Below are 22,904 nucleotides of genomic sequence, written 5' to 3' on the forward strand. Positions count from 1 at the left end.
TGCAGCGCGTGCAAGGAAGCGTGGCGATTGATCTGCGCGAAGCATGAAAACCGCTCGATTGATCGATTCCGTTGATGAGATTTGTTCCGTGGCCATTCATGATGCCACAGGCTCCCCTGCCTTGCGCAAGGCTTTCCCATCGGCAACCCGCGAGGCTCAGCCGACCCGGCGCTGAAACATCGCTTGCAATTCCGTTACACCTCGTCTCTCCGAGCTGGCAGACCATAGGCTCACCTCAGTGCGCCGGACCTGGCAATTTGTTTTTCCTCTTCCGGGTGCACGCCATCGCGCAAGGAGAACAACGTGAACAAGACATCCCTGGCCTGGGCCACCTGCCTGGTCTTCTCTCTGGTCTCGGGCCTGCCCGTGCAGGCGCAGACCGCTTATGCACCGCCGCCCGCGCCCGTCTATACCCAGCAACAGCTGGACCAGATGCTGGCCCCGGTGGCGCTCTATCCCGATTCGCTGCTGGCCCAGGTGCTGATGGCCTCGACCTATCCGCTGGAAGTGGTGCAGGCCCAGCGCTTCGTCGAAGCGCGACCCGGTCTGCAGGGCGAGGGCCTGGCGCGCGCCGTGGCCCCCATGCCGTGGGATCCCAGCGTGAAGGCGCTGGTGCAGTTCCCCTCGGTGCTGGCCATGCTCAATGATCGCCTCGACTGGACCCAGCAGCTGGGACAGGCCTTCCTCGCCCAGCAGCCCTCGGTGATGGATACGGTACAGAACCTGCGCGAACGCGCCCGCATCGCCGGCACGCTGGAATCCAGCCCGCAGCAGCGCGTGGTGGTGCAGGATGAAGTGATCGAGATCGTGCCGGTCAATCCGCAGGTGGTCTACGTGCCGTATTACAACCCGACCGTGGTGTATGGCAGCTGGTGGTGGCCATCGGCTCCGCCGGTGGTGTGGGCGCCACCGCCGCGTTATCGTCCGCCCAGCTATGAGCCGGGCTTCTCGGCCAGCATCAGCTTCGGGGTGGGCATTGGCGTCATGAGTGCGGTGTTTGGCGATGCGCGTCCCGACTGGCGCCAGCGCCAGGTGATGGTGACGCAGACACGCATCAACAACGTCACCAATGTGACCAACGTGAACAACGTCAACAACACCAACGTCATCAACAATCGCTACGTCAACAACAACATCAACGTGAACCGCAACGTGAGCATGAACCAGCGGCCGGTGGTGTGGCATCACGACCCGCGTTACGCCGGCGGCCGTTTTGCGCAGCAACCGGCCCCTGCGCTGGCCCCGCCGCCGGGACAGCGTCCGCTGGCCGGTCCGCAGGCACAGAACCTGGTCCAGGCGCAGCACGTGCCGCCGTGGAATGGACATGGTCCGCAACCGCAAGCGGGCCAGCCCTTCCCGGCCAATACGCCGCGTCCGCTGCCGGTGGCCGACAACGTGCAGCAGCGACTGGCCCAGCAGGATCAATTCCGCCAGCGCCAGGCCATCGATCAGCAACGCCAGCGTGAACAGCAGGCCAATGACCAGCAGCGCCAGCGTGAGCAGATGATCCGCGACCAGCAACACCAGCGCGATCAGCAAGCGCAGGAGCAGCGCCAACAGCAGCAGGCCCAGGAACGCCAGTGGCAGCAGCGCCAGCAACAGGTGCAACAGCAGCAACAACGCCAGCAGCAGATGCAGCAACAGCAATTGCAGCAGCAACAGCGTGAGCAGCAGATGCGCCAGCATCAACAACAGGAGCAGCAACGCCAGCAGCAGATGATGAACCAGCAGCGCGAGCAGCAGCATCGCCAGATGGAGCAAGTCCGTCAGCAACAGCAGCAACATCAGGCCGCGCAGCATGAACAGCAGGCGCGCCAGCAGCAGGCCCAGCAGCGCGACGCCCATCAGCGGCGCGAGGATCGCCGTGATGAACGCTCCTGATCCTGCAACGCCTCTGCCCCGCCAGTGATCGCCTGAGCGGCCCGCCGCGCGCACGTTGCCTCCCGGCAAACATGCGGGCAAGCGGGCCGCTTCAGTTATAATCTCGGGTTTTCCAGAGCTGTCGGAACAGGGCGTGCGCCGCCTCCTTGTCAAAGGAACAGTGCGCGCCGCTCAAGGCCAAGCGGGTTGGATCGTCCAGCCGCGCCAGGGGCCGCGTTCCGCCGGGCTCCCACCCCGACCGATCCGCCATGCAAGAACCCAGCAACGAACTCCCCGAAGTCGCCGCCACCGCTCCTGAGGCCGCTGATGCAGACAACGCCAGCGCGTCCGGCGCCGCCACCAAGGTCTCGTCCGACCTGATCGCGCGCGAAGTCAAGCGCCGCCGCACCTTCGGCATCATCTCCCACCCCGACGCCGGTAAAACCACGCTGACCGAAAAGCTGCTGCTGTTCTCGGGCGCGATCCAGCTGGCCGGTACCGTGAAGGCCCGCAAGAGCGGCCGCCACGCGACCTCGGACTGGATGGAAATCGAAAAGCAGCGCGGCATTTCCGTGGCCAGTTCGGTGATGCAGTTCGAGTACCGCGACCACGTGGTCAACCTGCTCGATACCCCGGGCCACCAGGACTTCTCGGAAGATACCTATCGCGTGCTCACCGCCGTGGACTCGGCGCTGATGGTGATCGATGCCGCCAAGGGCGTGGAAGAACAGACCATCAAGCTGTTGAACGTCTGCCGCATGCGCAATACGCCCATCATCACCTTCATGAACAAGCTGGACCGCGAGACCCGCGATTCGCTGGAGTTGCTCGATGAGCTGGAGTCGGTGCTGAAGATTCAGTGCGCACCGGTGACCTGGCCGATCGGCATGGGCAAGAATTTCCGTGGCGTGTATCACCTGCTGCGTGACGAGATCATGCTCTTCAAGGCCGGTGAAGAACGCGCCAACGGCAACGTGGAAATCATCAAGGGCATCGACAATCCCAAGCTGGCCGAGATGTTCCCGCTGGAAATCGAACAGCTCAAGATGGAAGTGGAACTGGTGCATGGCGCCTCCCACCCCTTCAACCTGGAAGACTTCCTGGCCGGTGTGCAGACGCCGGTCTTCTTCGGTTCGGCCATCAACAACTTCGGCGTGCGCGAGATCCTTGATGCGCTGCTGGACTGGGCGCCGGGTCCGGGCGGACGCGACGCCACCGTGCGCGAGGTCAAGCCGACCGAAGAGCCCTTCTCCGGTTTCGTCTTCAAGATCCAGGCCAACATGGACCCGGCGCACCGCGACCGCATCGCCTTCCTGCGCGTGTGCTCGGGCCGCTTCGAACGCGGCATGAAGTTGAAGCACCTGCGCCTGAACCGCGACATCAAGGTGTCCTCGGTGGTGACCTTCATGGCCTCCAGCCGCGAACAGGTGGAAGAAGCCTATGCCGGCGACATCATCGGCCTGCCCAACCACGGCAACATGCAGATCGGCGACAGCTTCTCCGAAGGCGAGATGCTGCAGTTCACCGGCATTCCCTACTTCGCCCCGGACTTCTTCCGCGTGGCACGCATCCGCAATCCGCTCAAGATCAAGCAGTTGCACAAGGGCCTGCAGCAGCTGGGCGAAGAAGGCGCGGTGCAGGTCTTCAAGCCCGTCACCGGCAGCGACCTGATCCTGGGCGCAGTGGGCGTGCTGCAGTTCGAAGTGGTGGCCAGCCGCCTGCTCAACGAATATGGCGTGGATGCGGTGTTTGAAGGCACCAGCATCAGCAGCGCGCGCTGGATCAGTTGCGATGACAAGAAGAAACTGGCCGACTTCGAGAAGTCCTCGGCCGGTGCCAACCTGGCCATCGATGCAGCCGGCAACCTGGCTTACCTGGCCAGCTCGGGCGTGAACCTGCGCCTGACCCAGGAACGCTGGCCGGAGATCACTTTCCACGCTACCCGCGAGCACGCGGCCAAGCTGGACTAAGTTTTTGCTCTTGCACTGCGCACGCCCCCACCGTTCGGACTGAGTAGACGCGCAGCGTCGTATCGAAGACGAGACTGCGGCGGACATCCGCTGACGGAGCGCCTTCGATACGGCCCGTTCGGGCCTGCTCAGTCCGAACGGTGGTCTTGGTAATCGACGTAAAAAATCGCCCGACAGGGGCAAACCTGTCGGGCGATTTTTTATGTCTTGCTGACGGGGAATTACTTGGCGTTCTTGAACGCTTCCACACCGGCCAGGATTTCAGCGCGGGCGGCGTCCGGGCCTTCCCAGCCTTCGACCTTGACCCACTTGCCCTTTTCCAGGTCCTTGTAGTGTTCGAAGAAGTGCTTGATCTGGTTCAGGCGCAGTTCGTTGAGGTCTTCCGGCTTTTGCCAGTGGGTGTAGATCGGCAGGATCTTGTCGACCGGCACGGCCAGCAGCTTGGCGTCGATGCCCGATTCATCGGCCATCTTCAGCACGCCGATGGGACGGCAGCGCACCACCACGCCCGGGATCAGCGGGAACGGGGTGATCACCAGCACGTCGACCGGGTCGCCGTCTTGCGACAGGGTCTGGGGGATGTAGCCGTAGTTGCACGGATAGTGCATGGCAGTGCCCATGAAACGGTCGACGAAGATGGCGCCGGTGTCCTTGTCCACTTCGTACTTGATCGGATCGGCGTTCATCGGAATTTCGATGATCACGTTGAAGTCATTGGGCAGGTCGCGGCCAGCGGGGACGTTGTTCAGGCTCATGGGATTCTCACTAGGGAAAGAAACGAAAAGCGGTTTTCGGGCCGGCAGCGCCAAGGGCATCTTGTTTAATGCCCGATGCAATGAGCATTAAACGGGGCTTAATGCTCAGTTCTGGCATGCCAAACACCGGAAAGCGGCAATTATAGCGGCATTCAGGCTCAGACCGGCATCTTGGCCGGTGCAACTTACGCCAACATGACAGTGCCCGGCAGCGCACATGAAAAAGGCGGAAGGGCTTGCGCCGCTTCCGCCTTGGTCATTCACCAGCGCAACAAGTTCAGCGGATGGCCGTGGCCAGGGCGCATTGCTTGTAGTGGCCGGCGGCCTGATCCGGCTGGTCCAGCGCCTCGTGCAGCTGGGCCAGGGCCAGGTGCGATTCGCGTACGGTGCGCGGTTCGATGGCGTCCGACAGGGCTTGTTCCAGATGGCGCTGGGCCTTGCCCCACAGCTTCTGGCGCAGGCAGAACATGCCCAGGGTCAGCGCCAGTTCGGCATCGGTCGGATTCTTGGACAACCAGGATTCGCAATGCTCGATCTGCGACAGCAGGGCCGGCGAGCCGGCTTCGGCGGTCGATTCGCGATAGGCACGCAGCAGGCGGATATCCCAGTCGGCGGCCAGCGCGCGTTCCAGCAGGCTGCGCGCTTCGTCATGCAGGCCACGGCTGGAGAAGGCGTGGGCGGCACGTGCGGCGATGTAGGGCTTGAGCTTGTCCACGCCGGGCACGCCATTCCACAAGAGGCGAATCGATTCGGCATCGTGCGAGCGGTCCGACAGCAAGGCATCGTAAGACAGCTCGCGCAGGCGGTTCGACAAGGCCGGATGCAGGGCATTGCGCTTGTCCAGGGTCTGCACCAGGCGCAGCACTTCGGGCCAGTTCTTGGCTTGCTGGTTGGCCTTCAGCGCCCATTGCAGGGCCTGAATGTGGCGCGTGCCATTGGCGTTCAACTCTTCCACCGTTTCCAGCGCCTGCTTGAAGTGGTGTTCGTCCACTTGCAGTTCCAGCGCCGTCATCAGGCGCGCAGCCTTCAAGGTCGGATCGACTTCGGTGCTGGCCAGCCAGATGTCGCGGCGGTCGCCCTGGCGCATGCGATGCGCGGCGCGGGCGGCGATCAGGGCGGCGATGCCGGCGTTGTCGGGCAGGTCGGCTGCGCGCGTGGCGGACTTCTCGGCCTGGCCGAAGCGGCCTTCGAAGTAGGCCTTCAGGGCATCGCGCAGGGCCTTGTTGCTTTCATTCTCGCGCTTGGCACGGCGATAGGCGATCACGCGGCCGGGCAGCTTCTGCGTCAGACGGATGGCGCGGATGACCACGTAGATGGTCAGGAACACCGCCAGCACGGCGAAGATGAAGAAGTTCAGGGACAGGTCAATCCGGTACGGCGGATAGAACAGCACCACATTGCCGGGGTTGAAGCGCGCCAGCACGGCCAGGCCGATGGCGGAGGCAAACAGGGTCAGAAGCCAGAGCAGTATTTTCATATCAGGTTCCCGTCAGCGGCTCACGGACGGGCCTTGTAGTTGCGCACCGCGTTCAGGCTTTCGGCCAGCGTGGGCAACTGGATGGAGACATTGCTGCCCTGCACCTGCTTCAACAGCGCCTGCGTGGTCTGGACCTGCTTGGCGCGGGTATCGAAATACTTGGCGATGGTGTCCTGGGCCGAGGACAGGTCATTGCGGAAGGCGAACTCGTTGCGCGACAGCAGCGCCAGGCGTGCATTCAACAAACGCAGCTTGAGGTTCTCGCGCACGAAGTAAGCCTGGCCCGGCGAGAGCAGGATCGCTTCCGGCGTCTGCACTTCGCGGATGCGCACCAGCTGGCGCAGCTCGGACCACATTTCAGTGCTCATGCTTCGCCAGGTTTCGCGGGCACCGGCCAGCCATTGCGACCAGGCAGACGCTTCGGCAGGCGCAGCTTCGGCCTTGGTCTTGGCATGGGCGGCATCGCCCTTGGCGGCAGGCTTCTCGGCGGCAGCGATTTTCACCGGCTGCGGCTTGGGCTCGCTGGCCGACTCCACCGGACGCTCATCGACCAGCAGCGGCAGGTTGTCGACCTGGCCGATGGCGCTGTCCAGACGCACGGCGATGCCGGCGATGTCCACTGTCGGCAGGGCCTTCAGGCGTTCGATGTCACGCGCGATGGCGCGGCGGATGGCGATGAACTGCGCCTTGTCCGAACGCGACAGGCTTTTATCGGCATTCTGCAGGGCGATCAGCGCGCCTTGCACGTTGCCGGCCAACTCCAGCTGCTGGTCAGCGGTGGAAAGGACTTCCTCGATTTCGGAGAGGGCCCAGTCGTCGCGGTTCTTGTTGAGGTCCTGGTACATCTGTTCCAGCGCCAGTTGCTGGCTCTGGGACTCGGCCTGCTTGCTGTCGAGCACGCTGACCTTGGACTGCAGTTCCTTGGTGCTCTCCTGCACGGCCTTGAGCACGCCCTTCAGTTCATTGCTGCTGTTGTCGCCATTCTGCAGGCGCTGCGCCACTTCGCTGCGCAGGTCGCGCAGTTCGGCATGCGAGACCCACCACTGTGCGCCCAGGCCGGCGATGACCAGCAGCAGCACGATGGTCTGCGCACGCTGGCGGCGGCGCAGCACGGCCGTGCCATCCGGAGGAGTGAAGGTATAGGACGCCTGCGGGGCCGCAGCACCAGCGCTGTGGCTGGCTTGCGGTTGAGGCTCCGGCAATTGGGGAGTGGGTTGCTGTTCGTTCATGGGCTGGATTGTAACGCGGCAAATTACGCGGCCACTCAGGGAGCGGGTGGAACAAGGGCGGCAAGCAGGCGTTCATCTCCCGACCCGGTCAGGACCACCTGCACGAAACCCTGCTCCCGCGCGGTCTCGGCGATCCTGTGGTGAGAGACGACGATGCGTTGTCGTTGCAGTTTTACCACACGTTCCTCGCCCCCGGCTAGTCTTGCCAAGTGAAGCAAATTGCGCAAGGCCTCGGAACTGGTGATGACCCAGTCGGCACCACCGTCCAGCAAATCCAGCAGTTGCAGGCGGCTTTGCGGGTTCAGTTCGGGGGCCAGGCGACGGTAGGCGGTAAGGAATTCGACTTCCACGCCCTGTTGTTGCAAAGCTTCACTCAGGAAATCGCGGCCGGCCTGGCCGCGCACGATCAGAGCACGCCTGCCGCGCAATTGTTCCAACGGGAGGGATTTGAACAATTCCTCGGAATCCATCTTGTCGGCGCGCTGCGGGCCGTAGATGGTGGCGTTGGCGCTATCGACGCCATGTCCGCGCAAGGCCACCCTGCTGCCCTCCCCAACGATGCCGATGGGCACATCACGCGGCCAGCCCTGCAGATGGGCAAAGGCGGCATCGATGGCATTGGGGCTGACGAAGACCACCAGCGCGAAGTCGTGCAGGCGTGCCAGCGTGGCCTTGAGTTCGCTGTCATCGTCGACCGGGCCGATGGCCAGCAGCGGAAATACCACGGCACGCCGGCCCAGCTGCTGCACGCGCTCGGCAAAGCCGCCGGCCTGTTGCAGTGGCCGCGTCACGACCACCGGCAACGGTGCAGCTGTCTCAGGCCGAAGCGGCATCAGCCTGGGCCTTGCAGGCCGCCAGAATCGCATCGGCACCGCGCGACTTGAGCAGCTCGGCCACTTGCGCACCGAGCGCCTCGGGCGCATCCGGCGAACCTTCGGCTTCAGCGGCAGCGGCTTGTGCCCCATCGGGGGTGGCGATCATGGCGCGCAGGTGCAGGCGGTCACCGTCCAGCGTGGCGTAGGCCGCCAGCGGGATCTGGCAGCTGGCACCGAAGATGCGCGAGACCGAACGCTCGGCTGCCGAGACCACGGCTGCCTGCTCGTCGTGCAAGGGGGCCAGCAGACGCTTGATGTCGTCACGGCCTTCGGGGATCTCGATGGCCAGCGTGCCCTGCCCGGGCGAGGGCAGGCTTTGTTCGGGATCGAGGAAGGAGCGGATGCGCGCCTTCAGGCCCAGGCGGTTCAGGCCGGCCACGGCCAGGATGATGGCAGCGTAGTCGCCACGATCCAGCTTGGCCAGGCGGGTATCGAGATTGCCGCGCAGCGGCTTGACCACCAGTTGCGGATAGCGCGCGGCGATCATGGCCTGGCGGCGCAGGCTGCTGGTGCCGACGATGGCGCCATCGGGCAGCGCGTCCAGCGAGGCATGGTCATTGGAGACGAAAGCGTCGCGCGCGTCTTCGCGTTCCAGGATGGCGGCCAGCTCGAAGCCTTCGGGCAAGTCCATCGGCATGTCCTTCAGGCAGTGCACGGCGAGGTCGGCGCGGCCTTCGGCCATGGCCACTTCCAGTTCCTTGACGAACAGGCCCTTGCCGCCGACCTTGGAAAGCGCGCGATCAAGAATCTGGTCGCCACGGGTGGTGGTTCCGAGGATATTGATGCTGCACTGCGGATATAATGCGGCCAGACGGTCCCGCACGTACTCGGCCTGCCACATGGCGAGGCGGCTTTCACGCGAGACGATGACGATGTTGGAAGGAGGAAATTCTTTCAAGACGGGCTTTCCGATTCAGTCGTGGCACCCGCGGCCGAGGAGACAAGGAAAGCAGGAGACCGGCGCATCCAGACTGAACAATACGATTAAAAAAGCGATCGAGGGCAAGCAGCAACGCACATCGATCACAGCGACCAGAAGCGAGACGCACACCAAAAACGAGGCAAATTCTAGCACGCACACCCACGGCAATCCGATCCACAAGCACGACTTTCTCCTCCGAAAACCGCAGCAACCGTTGATCATGGCGACTAAAAATCCAACACCACGCAGTGCCCGTTCCACTCCTTCCACGCCCCGCGCCACCACTGCCGCCAAGCGCAGCCCGGCCAGCAAGACCGTCACCAAACCCGCCCGCAGCACCGACAAGGATGCGCCCCTGAAGGAAGACATCCGCCTGCTCGGACGCCTGCTGGGCGAAGTCGTGCGGGAACAGGAAGGCGATGAAGTCTTCGAGGTGGTGGAAACCATCCGCCAGACCGCCGTGCGTTTTCGCCGCGAATCCGATGCCAAGGCCGGTGCCGAGCTCGACAAGCTGCTCAAGAAACTGACCCGCGACCAGACCAATTCGGTGGTGCGCGCGTTTTCCTATTTCTCGCACCTGGCCAACATCGCCGAAGACCAGCACCACAACCGCCGCCGTCGCGCGCACCTGCTGGCCGGTTCCGAAGCCCAGCCCGGCAGCGTGGCCTATGCACTGTCGCGCCTGGATGATGCCGGCGTCTCGGGCGCACAAGTGCGCAGCTTCCTGAAGGAAGCCCTGGTGTCTCCGGTGCTGACCGCCCACCCGACCGAAGTGCAGCGCAAGTCCATCCTGGATGCCGAGCGCGAGATTGCCCGCCTGGTGGCCGAACGCGACCTGCCGCTCACCCCGCGCGAGCTGCGCCACAACACCGAACTGCTGCGCGCACGCATCGCCACGCTGTGGCAGACGCGCATGCTGCGCTATACCAAGCTGACGGTGGCCGACGAGATCGAGAACGCCCTCTCCTACTACCGCATCACCTTCCTGCGCGAACTGCCGGCGCTGTATGACGACATCGAAGCCGAGATCGACAGCCAGTTCCCCTCGCGCGCCAAGACCCGCGCCGTGGAGCTGCCGCCCTACCTGCAGATGGGCAGCTGGATCGGCGGCGACCGCGACGGCAACCCCAACGTCAATGCCGCCACCATGCAGCATGCGCTGAAGCGCCAGTCCACCACCATCTTCGATTACTACCTCGACGAAGTGCACACGCTGGGGGCCGAGATGTCCATCTCCACCCTGATGGTCGCGGCCAGCCCGGAACTGCTGGCCCTGGCCGATGCCTCGCCGGACCACTCCGAGCACCGCGCCGACGAACCCTACCGTCGTGCCCTCATCGGCATCTACGCGCGCCTGGCCGCCACGGCCCGTTCGCTGGGCGTGGTCAACATCCTGCGCCAGGAAATCGGCGCCGCTGCGCCCTACGCCAGCCCGGCCGAATGCGTGGCCGAACTGGAGGTGCTGGTGGCCTCGCTGCAGGCCCACCACGGTGCCGCGCTGGTCAAGCCGCGCCTGGCCGGATTGAAGCGTGCCGTGGAAATCTTCGGCTTCCACCTGGCCACGCTGGACATGCGCCAGAGCTCCGACGTGCACGAGCGCGTGCTGGCCGAGCTGTTTGCCAAGTCTCAGGTCGAGGCCGACTATGCGGGCCTGACCGAAGAACGCAAGATCGCCCTGTTGCTGGGTGAACTGTCCAAGCCGCGCCTGCTGTATTCGCCCTACCTGCAGTACGCCGACGAAACCAATTCCGAGCTGACCATCCTGCGCGCCGCGCGCGAAATTCGCCGCCGCTATGGCGAACGCGCGATCCGCAACTACATCATCTCGCACACCGAGACCTTGTCCGACCTGCTGGAAGTCTTGCTGCTGCAGAAGGAAACAGGGCTGCTGCACATCGAAGGCAACCAGCTGCACGAGCTGGAGCTGATGGTCATTCCGCTGTTCGAGACCATTCCCGACTTGCGCTGTGCGGCCGAGATCATGCGCGGCTGGCTGACCCTGCCGCAGGTCAAGGGCTTGATCGCCAAGCACGGCAAGCTGCAGGAAGTGATGCTGGGCTATTCGGATTCCAACAAGGATGGCGGCTTCCTCACCTCCAACTGGGAACTCTACAAGGCCGAGAACCAGCTGGTGGAACTGTTCAATGAAGCCGGCGTGAAGCTGCGCCTGTTCCACGGCCGTGGCGGCACCGTCGGCCGTGGCGGCGGTCCGAGCTACCAGGCCATCCTGGCGCAGCCGCCGGGCACGGTCAACGGCCAGATCCGCCTGACCGAGCAAGGTGAAATCATCGCCTCCAAGTTCTCCAATCCGGAAATCGGCCGCCGCAACCTGGAGCTGCTGGTCGCCGCCACCCTTGAAGCGAGCCTGATGCCCGCCGCCACCGATGGCAAGGAAGCCAGGAAGCTGGCCGAATTCGAGCGCGTCATGGAAGAACTGTCGGAGCGTGCCTATCGCGCTTATCGCAACCTGGTGTACGAGACCCCGGGCTTCACCGATTACTTCTTCGCGGCCACGCCCATCGCCGAGATCGCGCAACTGAACATCGGTTCGCGCCCGGCCTCGCGCAAGGCGACCCAGCGCATCGAGGATCTGCGCGCCATTCCCTGGGGCTTCTCGTGGGGCCAGTGCCGCCTGCTCTTGCCGGGCTGGTATGGCTTCGGCAGCGCGGTCGCGGGCTGGCTGGAAGAAGCCGGCAACGCCAAGGAGAGCGCAAAACGCCTGGCCACCTTGCGCGCCATGTGCAAGGAATGGCCGTTCTTCGCCGCCCTGCTGTCGAACATGGACATGGTGCTCTCCAAGACCGACCTCGCCGTGGCCTCGCGCTACGCCGGACTGGTGGCGGACCGCAAGCTGCGTACCACGATCTTCGGCCGCATCACCGGCGAGCATGAACGTACCAGCAGCGTGCTCTCGGCCATCACCGGCACCAAGGAACGCCTGTCCGGCAATCCGCTGTTGGCGCGCTCGATCAAGAACCGCTTCGCCTATCTCGATCCGCTGAACCACCTGCAGGTCGAGCTGATCAAGCGCCACCGCGCTACGGCTGCAGCGAAGCGTGCGCCGGAAGAACGCGTGCAGCGTGGCATCCACCTCACCATCAACGGGGTGGCCGCCGGCTTGCGCAATACTGGCTAAACTGCAACGCCTGCCGGCGAAGCCTCACGCTGCGCAACGGGACCGACCTGCCATCATCAGGGACGGGCCCCGATCCCCCGGATACCTTCGCGTAACGGGGGATTTTTTTATGATTCAACGCATTGTCAGTCTCTGGACCCGTCGGTGCCCGCACCACCGGGCTCGGGACGCGACCACATCCAGGCGGCCCCCACTGCCATGCCCAGCGCCGCCAACAGGAGGATCCAGCGGCGCTGGATGGTCAACGCCATGATGATCAGGCAGAGCGTCATCGTCAGTGAGGCAGTCGCCTTGGCACGTATCGTCACGGCACGGCCATGGCGCCAGTTGTGGATCATCGGACCAAACAGGCGATGCTGCTCCAGCCAGCGCTGCAGACGCGGCGAACCACGGCTGGCAGCCCATGCCGAGAGCAGGATGAATTCCGTGGTAGGCAAGCCCGGGATGAAAATGGCGATGACACCCACCGCCAGGCTCGCATAGGCCAACAGCAGCCAGGCCCACGCCACCAGTCTGTGACGAGTCAGGCGCTTCGGTTCAGCCTCGGTCGTGCCCCCGGTCACGTCGCATTTTCCGTCAGTGGCGCGCGGCAGAACCGACCGACATACGAGGTCACCTGCGCAAACGCAGCGCTCGCCCCTTGGATCACCTGCTGTTCCGCGACCGCGTCAAGCTCAATGGCGTTGAGCTGGGCCACGAAACCGCGCCAGCTCGGGGCCCTGCCTTCCGGGTGGGGCGCCAGGTGGCGCGCTCCGCGGTTGCCATCCAGGCCCAGCCCGGCCGCCATCTTGTAGAGGAACGCCGCACCGAGGTTGGATCCTTCCTCGACATACAACCAGCCGATGGCCACAGGCAGGGAGAAACGATCCGCGCAAAACACCGGCGCCGACAGCACCGGAAGCGGCAAGCCCAGGTCCTGCAGGTCGGCCGCTACCTGTGCCAGCCGCGAGCGTGCCTGCAGATCTGGAAACAGACGGTTCAAGGCAGCATCCTCGAACAAGGCTGCTACATCGCGATGAAACGCGTATTGCATCTGCAGGAAGCCGCCATAGCGCTGCAGCGATGCGAAGGGGTTGAAACGCATGATGCTCCCATCCAGCGCTTCGTGGGCCGCGCGGGTAGCCTCTTTCAACGCCGCGGCGCGATCCAGCTCCGGGGCGGCAGCAGGAACGGGAACGGTTTCGGTTGAGGTGGACGGGGAAGCAGGGATGGCAAGTGAAGTGGAAGTAGTCATGACGTGGACGATTGATCAAAAACAAACCGACGTGGACACACCCGACTCGGACCAGCAGATTCTAATTGCAAATGATTATCAATTGCGTTGCCTTTGCAAAAACTTAATTTTAAAATCGCGACCTCTCTGCGAGAGATGAATTGATTTAGATTTAGCCAGCCACTTGTTCTAGTCCACCCGCCGGTATCGATGAAGACAGCGTCAGCCAGTCGACGACCCATCACGCCGCCGCACCGCCAATACCGACGGCGCACACAAGACTAGAAGAGGAAGCAATGATTGCAGCAATCGCGCGCAGCACGACCGCGCAAAACCTGGCGCGTCCCGTTCCGCGGGTCCTGACCATCTCCATCCACCTGGCACTGGCCGGGCTCATGATCAGCCCGGCTCACGCCGCAGAGGACGCCAGCCGCGACAGCGCCCTGCCACCGATCAGCGTGACAGCAGACAGGGCCTCCCGCAGCACATCCCTGAGCGCCGATGACCTGCAGAATGCGGGGGTCACCGACATGGCGGGCGTGATCCGCTACCAGCCTCTCGTGAGCGCGCCTTCGGCACTGAGCGGAGCCGCCAACCTGTGGGACGGCAGCGGCACCTCGGGCTACAACATCCGTGGCGTCGAGGGCAACCGGGTCGGACTGGATATCGACGGTATCGAGCTGCCAGCGGCCGTCCCCTTGCCGGATGGGCTCAAGGCCACAGGGGTGGGTATCGGTCGCGACTATATCGACCCCGAGGTCTTCCGTCGCGTCGACATCATCTCGGGGACCACGTCTTCCGGCGAAAATGGCGCCACCGGCCTGGGCGGACGCGTCTCCTTCCAGACCAGATCGCCGGACGACTATCTGAGCGACGGCAAGAACAGCTATCTCGGTGCCAAACTCGGCTACACCTCCGCTGACCAGGCCTGGGCAGAATCCCTGACCACGGCACAGAAGATGGGCGACTGGAAACTGCTGGCCCTGTATTCGAATCGCGATGGCGCACTGACCCGGTCCAAGGACGTGAGCGATGCGAACCGTGACGACTGGCATTCCGACGCAGTGCTGTTCAAGGCGTTTTATGAAGGGCTGGCGCACCACAAGCTGGGCGTGACACTGGACCTCTATGATCGTGCCGACAACCGCTATCTTGACGGCAGCACCTATAGCGCCTATCCGGCCGGTGCAACGCAGTACTCCACGACCCGTCGTCATCGCCTGCAAGTGGAGGATGAATACACCCCGGCGGCTGGCAGCATCGCCGCCTTTGACAAGCTGCGCGTACATGCCTTCTATCAGGACAGCAAGAAAGAGGACTACACCATCGCTGCCAATTCCACCAACAGCTATACCCGCTACATCGACACCTATCTGGCCACCACCAGCGTCGGACTGGGCGCGGACGCCAGCAAGCGCATGGGAACGCACGAACTGTTCTATGGCCTGTCCTTCACCAGCACGGACGAGCAGCGTCCCTGGACCGAAGCGCGCATCACCAACGCCACCGGCAATTCGGTCAGCGGCTATCCCTACAGCAAGGACCGCATGGCACAGACGCGCACGAACAAGCTGGTGGCTTACGTCCGCGACGAATGGCACCTCTCTCCACGCGCCACGCTCACGCCGGGCCTGCGAGCTGAATACTGGCAAACCCGGCCGGGCGACCTGAGCCATTACCTGGCCAACGTCGGCAGTGCCGCCAGCGAGGTCAGCACAGACCATACGGCCTTGCTTGCCCCCAGCCTGCGCTTTGCCTATGCGCTCACACCGAGCTATGACTTCTTTGCCCAATACAGCCGCGGGGTACGCGTGGCCACTGCCGCAGAAAAAACCGGAACCTATGATTCCTCGACCTACGCCAGCTCGGCCTTCCTGTACGCCATCCTCGGCAATCCCGACCTGAAGAACGAGACCAGCGACGCCTTTGAACTCGGGACCAAGGGCGAGCTGATCGATGGCCTGACCCTCAACAGCTCGCTGTTCTACACACGATACAAGAACTTCATCGACTACCAGACCACCACCTACAGCGGCACGTCGCTGGCATATCGCCTGCAGAACATCGCCAACGTCGATATCTACGGCGCAGAAGTCTCCGCACAACTGCGCCTGGGGACCTATGCCAGTGCGCTGCGAAGCTACAGCCTGGGGGGCAGCGCCGGAGTATCAGCCGGCCGTTCGCGCAATGACGCCGGTGTCAGTGGCTCGGTCAACTCGGTGGGACCCGCCAAGGGCACCGTGCGTGTGGCCTATGATGATCCCGGCGCCCGCTACGGCGGCAGCCTGATCATGACGGCCGTGAAATCCAAGCGTGCCAGCGCCGACGACGTCTCGGTCTATTCCACCAGCGGCGCTTACGTCAACGTACCTGGCTATGCGCTGCTGGATCTGTCGACCTACTGGAAGCTGAACCAGCATGTGACACTGCACGCCGGCATCTACAACCTGACCGATCGCAAATACTGGGACTACGCCACGGTACGCGGCCTGACCACTTCGCAATCCGTCTTGTTCCAGCGCGCCGCGCAACCAGGCCGCAACGCCGCCATCACCCTCAATATCGATCTTTGAGATCGTCCGGCACGATGCCGCCACGGATGAAAGTTCCCGGCAGCATCGTGCGACCGGCCGGCGCGCCCGATGCTGACTCGGGCGCACCAGCCTCCCCTCCTCCTGCACTGACAAGCATGACGTATCAGAGACGCCCCGTCTCAAGTTCAGCGTTTGCATGCCGATAACAGATGGCTCATATGACATTTGACGAAGCGACAAGCTGTTGCGGGCGACGCACAGGTGCAGGCGCGCTCTTGTGATGGATCAGATTTTTGCACCGCAAAAACGCATCTTCCCTGCCGCATGACGCTTCGCTTTTGTAAAATACAAGCTGAAGAATTCAAATACATACAGTCGTTGCAATCCGTGAAGCTTATTGCTTCAGCGACCATTTTCCCCGTTGACGGGAAAGGCCGTCGGGCAACGATTGGGCATCACTACGGGGAATCAGACATCATGCGACATTGGGGAAAACCGCTGGCTGCGTTCTGCATTGCAGCATCGCTGGCCGTGATCGGCTCCTGGGCGCAGGCCGCGCCCAATTCGGCACCGCCGCCACCACTGGAAGCACGCCGCGTCTCGCTCACCAGCGTGGACAGCAAGGGCGGCAAGGCCACCGCGCTCTATGGCGTCTGGATCAAGGCACGCAAGTCGCTTACCACCAAGGGCCCGGCACCGACCGTGATCGCCCTGCATGGCTGCGGCGGCTTGTACAGCATGGTCAAGGATGGCAAGGGGGAATTCACGCCGCGCCACCTGGCGATGGCACGCGTGCTCAGCGACGCCGGCTACAACGTGCTGTTCCCGGACAGCTTCACCCCGCGCGGCCGCCGCTCCACCTGCCAGGACACCGTAGCCCAGCGCGAAGTCAGCGCGATGAACCGCCGCTATGACGTGCAGGCCGCCCTGCACTGGGTGACTTCGCAGCCGGATGTGGATGTGAAGCGCATCGCCCTGCTGGGTTGGTCGCATGGCGCGTCGACCCTGCTGGCCTCGATCAACCTGGCCGAAACCGACGTCGCCGTGCGCAAGATCCAGCCGCGCGCCGCCGTGGCCTTCTATCCGGATTGCCGCCCGTACGCCAAGACCAGCGAGCCCTTCAAACCGGCCGCACCGCTCCTGATCCTGATGGGCGAGAACGATGACTGGACGCCGCCCCAGGCCTGCGAAGCCATCGAAGAGAAGATGAAGGGCAGCGACACGGAGATCGCTCTGCGCCTCTATCCCGATACCTATCACGACTTCGACGCGCCCGGCCTGCCGGTGCACGTGCGCATGGATGTGGCCGGCGTGGGCAAGCGCGGCGAAGGCGTCACCAGCGGCGGCAACCCGGATGCGCGCAGCCAGGCGTATCGCTCCATGCTCAACTTCCTGGACGCCAAGCTGAATTACTGAGGAAACACCGAGACTCCGGGCCGGCCACGCGCCTCCCGGGTTTTGACAGTACCCTTCACCAACGACAATGCCGGCCCCTTGCGGGAGCCGGCATTGTCGTTTTTTACGTCCTTTTGCTTCACATCGGCCGGAAACCACCGTACTTCGGCGCTCTCCGGCCTGCCCTGTTGCGGCGGATCAGGCCGCTCAGGAAATCAGTTCCTGCATGCCCTCGCCCAGTTCGGCCAGGGGCGGCATGTCCTCGGTGAAGGTGGACAGGCTCAGCCCCAGCTTGGCGGCCACTTCCGTCGGGAAGGTCGATTCCAGTTCGTCGGCCGAGTACTTGTTTTCCTCGGCACGGGCGCGCCAGGCGGCCAGGTGGACGACCGCGGCGAAGGGATCGAACTCGCCCTTGAGCGGCTGCGGGAAGGCCTTGATGACCTTGGCGAACTCGTCCGGGAAACGCCAGCGGCGTGCCAGTTCGGCACCCACATCGGCAAAGTCGTAGCCGAAGGACTGGCGCTCCACATCCAGGCGGCGCGCATCCAGGGGACCGGCGACCTTGTCCACCTCCAACGCCTGCTCGGGCATGCCGGCGTGCATCACCAGCTGGCCGATGGCATGCATCAGGCCGACCGTGAAGGCGAAATCGGAATTGAGCTTGACCTGCTTCTGCTTGGCCAGCCACTTGGCGACGATGGCCGTATCGAGGCTGTAGCGCCAGAACAGCTTCAGGTCCACGCCGGGTAGCTTCTTGAAACTGCCAGCCATGCCGGTGCTTACCACCAGCGTACGAACCGTCATGAACCCCAGCATCAGCACCGCATCATCGACGGTGCCGATGGTGCGCGAGACGTGGTAATAGGATGAATTGGCCAGGCGCAGGATCTTCGCGCTCAGGACCTGATCTGCGGCCAGCTTTTTGGCGATCTCTTCAATCGAGACCGATTCGTTGTTGAAACTTTCGATGACTTCCTGCACCACCTTGGGAATACTCGGCAAGGCAGTTTGCTGCTGAAACAGTGCTTCCAAATTCATGCTTCTCTCCTGTAAGACGACCCCCATACATCTCGCTTGAGCGCTTGACAGGACCACCCCCTTGGCATTGTGCAGCTGGACGATGCCCCCACGACACCGGCCGGTGCCGGCATCATCCTGGCTGCGCCGTGGCTGGCAGCCCTGATCTTCTCCGGAAACCTGCAGAACTTCCCCCGGATAAGTCATCGCACCCTGAGTATAGCGTCAGCAAATGTCAGTAGCCCACGGCTTTTTAGGGTCTCAGCAGAGCTTGCGCAAAAACAACAAGCAAAAATGATGCCATCCGGAAACTTTGCCTGCTTTGATGTCGAGAAAAGCTTTTCCAAACCACCCGCTGGGAACGGATGAAAAAAGCGTGCGACAGTCCGGTGATGAAATGCGAAAAATCCGCGTGCCGCAGCATTTCCGGCTGCATGGCCGTGGCCTGGCGCAGTTGTGCTTGCTATAATCGCCCATTCTCCGGAATTCCCTATATGACAGACCAATTTGCTAAAAAGGGCGAAGCCTGGTCGGCTCGCTTTTCTGAACCCGTCTCCGATCTCGTCAAGCGCTATACCGCATCGGTGTTCTTCGACAACCGCATGGCCCAGGTCGACATCCAGGGCTCGCTGGCGCACGCCGAGATGCTGGCCCACCAGGGCATCATCAGCGCGGCCGATTACGCCGAGATCCAGCGTGGCATGGCCCAGATCAAGGGTGAAATCGAGTCCGGCCAGTTCGAATGGCTGCTGGACCTGGAAGACGTCCACCTGAACATCGAAAAGCGCCTGACCGAACTGGTCGGCGACGCCGGCAAGCGCCTGCACACCGGCCGTTCGCGCAATGACCAGGTGGCCACCGACATCCGCCTCTACATGCGCGGTGCGGTCGACGACATCATCGGCCTGCTGCGCGATCTGCGCCTGGCCCTGCTGGACCTGGCCGAGCAGCACGCCGACACCATCCTGCCGGGCTTCACCCACATGCAGGTGGCGCAGCCGATCACCTTCGGCCACCACGTGCTGGCGTATGTCGAGATGTTCGGCCGCGATGCCGAACGCATGATCGACGCCCGCAAGCGCATCAACCGCCTGCCGCTGGGCGCAGCTGCCCTTGCCGGCACCACCTTCCCGATCGACCGCCTGCGCGTGGCCAAGACCCTGGGCTTCGACGACGTGTGCCGCAACTCGCTGGACGCCGTTTCGGACCGTGACTTCGCCATCGAATTCTGCGCCGCCGCTGCACTGGTGATGACGCACATCTCGCGCATGTCCGAAGAGCTGGTGATCTGGATGAGCCCGCGCGTGGGCTTCATCGACATCGCGGATCGCTTCTGCACCGGCTCGTCCATCATGCCGCAGAAGAAGAACCCGGACGTGCCCGAACTGGCGCGCGGCAAGACCGGCCGCGTCAACGGCCACCTGATCGCCCTGCTGACCCTGATGAAGGGCCAGCCCCTGGCCTACAACAAGGACAACCAGGAAGACAAGGAACCGCTGTTCGACACCGTCGACACGCTCACCGATACCCTGCGCATCTTCGCCGACATGGCGCGCGGCATCAGCGTCAAGCCCGAAGCCATGCGCGCGGCCGCCCTGCAGGGCTACGCCACGGCGACCGACCTGGCCGACTACCTGGTCAAGAAGGGCCTGCCCTTCCGCGACGCCCACGAAGCCGTGGCGCACGCCGTGCGGACCTGCGTGGACAAGGGCTGCGACCTGGCCGACCTGTCGCTGGACGACCTGCGCGCCTTCTCCGGGCTGATCGGTGACGACGTGTTTGCCGTGTTGACGCTCGAAGGCTCGGTGGCCGCACGTGACCACATCGGCGGCACCGCACCCAACCAGGTGCGTGCAGCCATTGCGCAACTGCGCAAGGAACTGAACTAAGTACCATCTCGCACCACCCTCGTCCGCCGGCCGGACGACATTCGCATGCCGCTGTGGCGCGCCCTACCCGGGCGCGTTGCAGCGGGTTGTAATCGCTGGCGCAGCCTGCCTTTTCGGGTATGCTGTGGCAGCTGTATCGAAAGAGACCACACAACGGTCTTCAGAGGATGGAGCACAAGTCCCGGCCATCCCGGGCGTCTTTTGCATCATCCTCGATGAAGGAATCGCCACATGACGTCGCGCCGCGCTGTTGCGCACGGCGCTCCGTGATGCGGACGATTTCTACAATATCTAACTGAGGAGAGAACTCGATGCAATTCAATACCATGCTCAAGACCATTCCGGCCCTGCTGATCGGTGCCACCCTGTCCTCGGCCGCGCTGGCCGCCGACATCAAGCTGGGCGTGGCCGAAGCCCTGACCGGCCCGGCCGCCAAGTATGGCGTGGCCATCAAGAACGGCTTCACGCTGGCTTCCGAAGAAATCAATGCCAAGGGCGGCGTCAACGGCGACAAGCTGGCCCTGGTGATAGAAGACGAACAAGGCAAGAAGGAAGAAGCCATCAACGTCTTCAAGAAGCTGATCTTCCAGGACAAGGTACTGGCCGTCTTCGGCCCCACCCTGTCGAACTCGGCCTTCGCTGCCGACCCGATCGCCAACGCCGCCAAGGTCGTGGTGTTCGGCACCAGCAATACCGCTGACGGCATCACTGCCATGGGTCCCTTCACCTTCCGCAATTCCGTGATGGAAGCCGACGTGCTGCCCGTCACCGTCAAGGCGGCCGTGAAGCACTTCGGCATCAAGAAGGTCGCCGTGATCTACGGCAACGACGACGCCTTCACCAAGTCCGGCTATGACGTCTTCAAGGCCACCCTGGAACAGCAGAAGATCCCCGTCACCACCACCGAGGCCTATGCCAAGGGCGACGTCGACTTCAAGGCCCAGCTGACCAAGATCAAGGCCGGCAACCCGGACGCCATCGTCTGCTCCTGCCTGGCTGAAGAAGCCGCCAACATCATCCTGCAAACCCGCGCGCTGGGCATGAAGCAGCCCTTCATCGGCGGCAACGGCCTGAACTCGCCCAAGCTGTTCGAGATCGCCAAGGATGCCGGCGACAACACCCTGATGGGCAGCCCGTGGTCGGCCGAGAACCAGACCCCGGCCAACAAGGCGTTCATTGCCGCCTACAAGGCCAAGTTCGGTTCCGACCCTGACCAGTTCGCCGCGCAAGCCTATGACGCCATGTACATCATGGCCGATGCGATCAAGAGCGTGAAGCTCTCCGGCAACCTGGCCAAGGACCGCGACGCCGTGCGCGCTGCACTGCCGGCAGTCAAGATCGACGGCGCCACCGGCAAGTTCGCCTTCCGCGCAGCACCGGCGGTGGCAGGCAAGCAGGTCGGCTTCGATGCGGACCAGGAAGCCATCGTCAACATCGCCAAGGGCGGCAAGTTCGTCCTGCTGAAGTAAGCACGCCGTGTGACGCTGGCTGGGCGGCCTGCCGGGCAACCGGCAAGCCACCCGCAAGCGACGCTCACCCGGGCGCAGCCGGCAACAGCCGCCGGCTGCCCGCCTGGGAGGGGATATGAAGCAAATCGCCAGGCCGGAACGGGGAACCACCAACTGCCGCATGACGCGGGCGAGTTGAACCCGGCACTACGACGCAACGAGGGAGGGCCCCGCGCAGCATGCACGGTCGTGCAAATTTGCTGGCGCGGCGCATGGTCTCCCATCACCTATCGCAGGTTCCAATGTTAGAACAACAGCTCATCAATGCCCTTTCGCTGGGCAGCGTGTACGCGCTCTTCGCGCTCGGATTCACGCTGGTCTTCGGCGTACTGGGCGTGATCAATCTTTCGCACGGCGCCATCTTCATGCTGGGCAGCTATGCCGCCCTGCTGCTGGTGGAGCAGATGGCCCTGCCCCTGTGGGTGGCGCTGCTGCTGGCCATGGTGGCCACCGGCACCCTCGGCCTCATCATCGACGTGCTGGTCCTGAAGCCACTGCGCAAACGAAATGCGCCCCACCTGATCCCCATGATCGCCACCATTGGCGTGGCCATCATGATCACCAACATCTCGCAGGGCATCTTCGGTGCCGAGAACAAGCGCTTCCCCCAGGGCACCATCCCCGAAGACAGCGTGAGCCTGGGCAACCTGCACATCACCGCAGTGCAGGTGGCGATCATCGTGATCGCCTTCGTGCTGATGGTGGTGCTGCTGGGCGTGATGCGCAAGACCCAGCTCGGCCGCGCGCTGCGCGCCATCGCCGAGTCGCCCAAGGCGGCTTACCTGCTGGGCATCAACGTCGAAGGCCTGTTCCTGCTGACCTCCTTTGCCGCTGCGGCCCTCGGTGGTGCGGCCGGCGTGCTGGTGGGCGTGTCCTTCAATGCGATCTCGCCCTTCATGGGGCAGCCGATGCTGCACAAGGGCATCGCCGTCATCATCCTGGGCGGCATGGGCGATATCCGTGGCGCCATGATCGGCGGCCTCTTCCTCGGCTTTGCCGAGGTGCTGACGGTGGCCTATATCTCCAGCGACTTCCGCGATGCGGTGGCGTTTGGCCTCCTGTTCCTGATCCTGCTGGTAAAACCCTCCGGCATGTTTGGCAAAGTGCTGGAAAGGAAGGCATAA

Annotated in this window: 16 protein-coding genes; 8 read left to right on the forward strand and 8 right to left on the reverse strand. The window is 63.5% G+C overall.

Annotated elements, in window-relative coordinates; all coding sequences use genetic code 11:
• The first annotated feature begins 303 nt into the window (after window positions 1-303).
• Both ACWFUC_RS20480 and ACWFUC_RS20485 read left to right on the forward strand, forming a co-directional pair.
• On the forward strand, window positions 304-1,881 hold the full coding sequence (locus ACWFUC_RS20480; protein WP_489623135.1) for a DUF3300 domain-containing protein: 1,578 nt from the start codon (window positions 304-306) through the stop codon (window positions 1,879-1,881).
• A gap of 248 nt (window positions 1,882-2,129) precedes the next feature.
• Window positions 2,130-3,830 carry a peptide chain release factor 3 gene (locus ACWFUC_RS20485; RefSeq protein ID WP_034333328.1) on the forward strand — a complete coding sequence of 567 codons (1,701 nt, stop codon included), beginning with the start codon at window positions 2,130-2,132 and terminating at the stop codon, window positions 3,828-3,830.
• Between the two features lie 221 nt (window positions 3,831-4,051).
• On the opposite strand, the gene ppa is transcribed toward ACWFUC_RS20485, so the two are convergent.
• From ppa to hemC, 5 genes are all read right to left on the reverse strand, one after another.
• A complete protein-coding gene (gene ppa, locus ACWFUC_RS20490; protein WP_006463345.1) occupies window positions 4,052-4,585 on the reverse strand; it encodes an inorganic diphosphatase in 534 nt (177 codons plus the stop codon).
• A 277-nt stretch (window positions 4,586-4,862) separates the two neighbouring features.
• A complete protein-coding gene (locus tag ACWFUC_RS20495) occupies window positions 4,863-6,062 on the reverse strand; it encodes a heme biosynthesis protein HemY (RefSeq protein WP_121041830.1) in 1,200 nt (399 codons plus the stop codon).
• Window positions 6,063-6,082: 20 nt separating this feature from the next.
• Window positions 6,083-7,291 (reverse strand): uroporphyrinogen-III C-methyltransferase, encoded by a 1,209-nt coding sequence (locus ACWFUC_RS20500; protein WP_489623136.1) that lies wholly within the window; start codon window positions 7,289-7,291, stop codon window positions 6,083-6,085.
• 35 nt (window positions 7,292-7,326) lie between these two features.
• The gene (locus tag ACWFUC_RS20505) at window positions 7,327-8,124 is read right to left on the reverse strand and encodes a uroporphyrinogen-III synthase (protein WP_489623137.1); all 798 of its coding nucleotides are present in this window, start codon (window positions 8,122-8,124) and stop codon (window positions 7,327-7,329) included.
• Window positions 8,108-9,064, reverse strand: a complete 957-nt coding sequence (hemC, locus tag ACWFUC_RS20510) for a hydroxymethylbilane synthase (RefSeq protein WP_489623138.1) — start codon at window positions 9,062-9,064, stop codon at window positions 8,108-8,110. Before hemC ends, ACWFUC_RS20505 begins: the two co-directional genes overlap by 17 nt.
• A 244-nt stretch (window positions 9,065-9,308) precedes the next feature.
• Between hemC and ppc the strand changes: the two genes are divergently transcribed.
• Window positions 9,309-12,224 carry a phosphoenolpyruvate carboxylase gene (gene ppc, locus ACWFUC_RS20515; protein WP_121042324.1) on the forward strand — a complete coding sequence of 972 codons (2,916 nt, stop codon included), beginning with the start codon at window positions 9,309-9,311 and terminating at the stop codon, window positions 12,222-12,224.
• 125 nt (window positions 12,225-12,349) lie between these two features.
• Here ppc and ACWFUC_RS20520 read toward each other — a convergent pair whose 3' ends face one another.
• Together ACWFUC_RS20520 and ACWFUC_RS20525 are read right to left on the reverse strand one after the other, a co-directional pair.
• Window positions 12,350-12,787, reverse strand: a complete 438-nt coding sequence (locus tag ACWFUC_RS20520) for a YbaN family protein (protein WP_489623140.1) — start codon at window positions 12,785-12,787, stop codon at window positions 12,350-12,352.
• Entirely contained in the window at window positions 12,784-13,458 is a 675-nt protein-coding gene (locus tag ACWFUC_RS20525; protein WP_489623141.1) for a biliverdin-producing heme oxygenase, read from the reverse strand. Before ACWFUC_RS20525 ends, ACWFUC_RS20520 begins: the two co-directional genes overlap by 4 nt.
• Window positions 13,459-13,733: 275 nt before the next feature.
• Between ACWFUC_RS20525 and ACWFUC_RS20530 the strand changes: the two genes are divergently transcribed.
• Both ACWFUC_RS20530 and ACWFUC_RS20535 read left to right on the forward strand, forming a co-directional pair.
• Window positions 13,734-16,010, forward strand: coding sequence for a TonB-dependent receptor domain-containing protein (locus tag ACWFUC_RS20530; protein ID WP_489637313.1), 2,277 nt, complete (start codon window positions 13,734-13,736; stop codon window positions 16,008-16,010).
• A 438-nt stretch (window positions 16,011-16,448) separates the two neighbouring features.
• Entirely contained in the window at window positions 16,449-17,387 is a 939-nt protein-coding gene (locus ACWFUC_RS20535) for a dienelactone hydrolase family protein (protein WP_286866946.1), read from the forward strand.
• Between the two features lie 186 nt (window positions 17,388-17,573).
• On the opposite strand, the gene ACWFUC_RS20540 is transcribed toward ACWFUC_RS20535, so the two are convergent.
• Window positions 17,574-18,404, reverse strand: a complete 831-nt coding sequence (locus ACWFUC_RS20540) for an HDOD domain-containing protein (RefSeq protein ID WP_489623143.1) — start codon at window positions 18,402-18,404, stop codon at window positions 17,574-17,576.
• 473 nt (window positions 18,405-18,877) lie between these two features.
• Here ACWFUC_RS20540 and argH point away from each other — a divergent pair, with 473 nt between their 5' ends.
• The 3 genes from argH (at window position 18,878) to ACWFUC_RS20555 (ending at window position 22,904) form a co-directional block, all read left to right on the forward strand.
• Complete coding sequence (argH, locus tag ACWFUC_RS20545; RefSeq protein WP_287019641.1) at window positions 18,878-20,272, forward strand: argininosuccinate lyase; 1,395 nt, start codon at window positions 18,878-18,880, stop codon at window positions 20,270-20,272.
• Between the two features lie 311 nt (window positions 20,273-20,583).
• Complete coding sequence (locus tag ACWFUC_RS20550) at window positions 20,584-21,741, forward strand: ABC transporter substrate-binding protein (protein WP_034335504.1); 1,158 nt, start codon at window positions 20,584-20,586, stop codon at window positions 21,739-21,741.
• 281 nt (window positions 21,742-22,022) lie between these two features.
• Window positions 22,023-22,904, forward strand: a complete 882-nt coding sequence (locus ACWFUC_RS20555) for a branched-chain amino acid ABC transporter permease (RefSeq protein ID WP_034335502.1) — start codon at window positions 22,023-22,025, stop codon at window positions 22,902-22,904.

The organism is Herbaspirillum sp. Her4 (genome assembly GCF_057961335.1).

What these genes read in the sequence shown, in the direction of transcription:
- ACWFUC_RS20485 (WP_034333328.1), top strand. Translation starts at nt 2,130, where the DNA reads ATGCAAGAACCCAGCAACGAACTCCCCGAAGTCGCCGCCACCGCTCCT.
- ppa (WP_006463345.1), bottom strand. Translation starts at nt 4,585, where the DNA reads ATGAGCCTGAACAACGTCCCCGCTGGCCGCGACCTGCCCAATGACTTC.
- ACWFUC_RS20495 (WP_121041830.1), bottom strand. Translation starts at nt 6,062, where the DNA reads ATGAAAATACTGCTCTGGCTTCTGACCCTGTTTGCCTCCGCCATCGGC.
- ACWFUC_RS20500 (WP_489623136.1), bottom strand. Translation starts at nt 7,291, where the DNA reads ATGAACGAACAGCAACCCACTCCCCAATTGCCGGAGCCTCAACCGCAA.
- ACWFUC_RS20505 (WP_489623137.1), bottom strand. Translation starts at nt 8,124, where the DNA reads ATGCCGCTTCGGCCTGAGACAGCTGCACCGTTGCCGGTGGTCGTGACG.
- ppc (WP_121042324.1), top strand. Translation starts at nt 9,309, where the DNA reads ATGGCGACTAAAAATCCAACACCACGCAGTGCCCGTTCCACTCCTTCC.
- ACWFUC_RS20525 (WP_489623141.1), bottom strand. Translation starts at nt 13,458, where the DNA reads ATGACTACTTCCACTTCACTTGCCATCCCTGCTTCCCCGTCCACCTCA.
- ACWFUC_RS20530 (WP_489637313.1), top strand. Translation starts at nt 13,734, where the DNA reads ATGATTGCAGCAATCGCGCGCAGCACGACCGCGCAAAACCTGGCGCGT.
- ACWFUC_RS20535 (WP_286866946.1), top strand. Translation starts at nt 16,449, where the DNA reads ATGCGACATTGGGGAAAACCGCTGGCTGCGTTCTGCATTGCAGCATCG.
- ACWFUC_RS20540 (WP_489623143.1), bottom strand. Translation starts at nt 18,404, where the DNA reads ATGAATTTGGAAGCACTGTTTCAGCAGCAAACTGCCTTGCCGAGTATT.
- argH (WP_287019641.1), top strand. Translation starts at nt 18,878, where the DNA reads ATGACAGACCAATTTGCTAAAAAGGGCGAAGCCTGGTCGGCTCGCTTT.
- ACWFUC_RS20550 (WP_034335504.1), top strand. Translation starts at nt 20,584, where the DNA reads ATGCAATTCAATACCATGCTCAAGACCATTCCGGCCCTGCTGATCGGT.
- ACWFUC_RS20555 (WP_034335502.1), top strand. Translation starts at nt 22,023, where the DNA reads ATGTTAGAACAACAGCTCATCAATGCCCTTTCGCTGGGCAGCGTGTAC.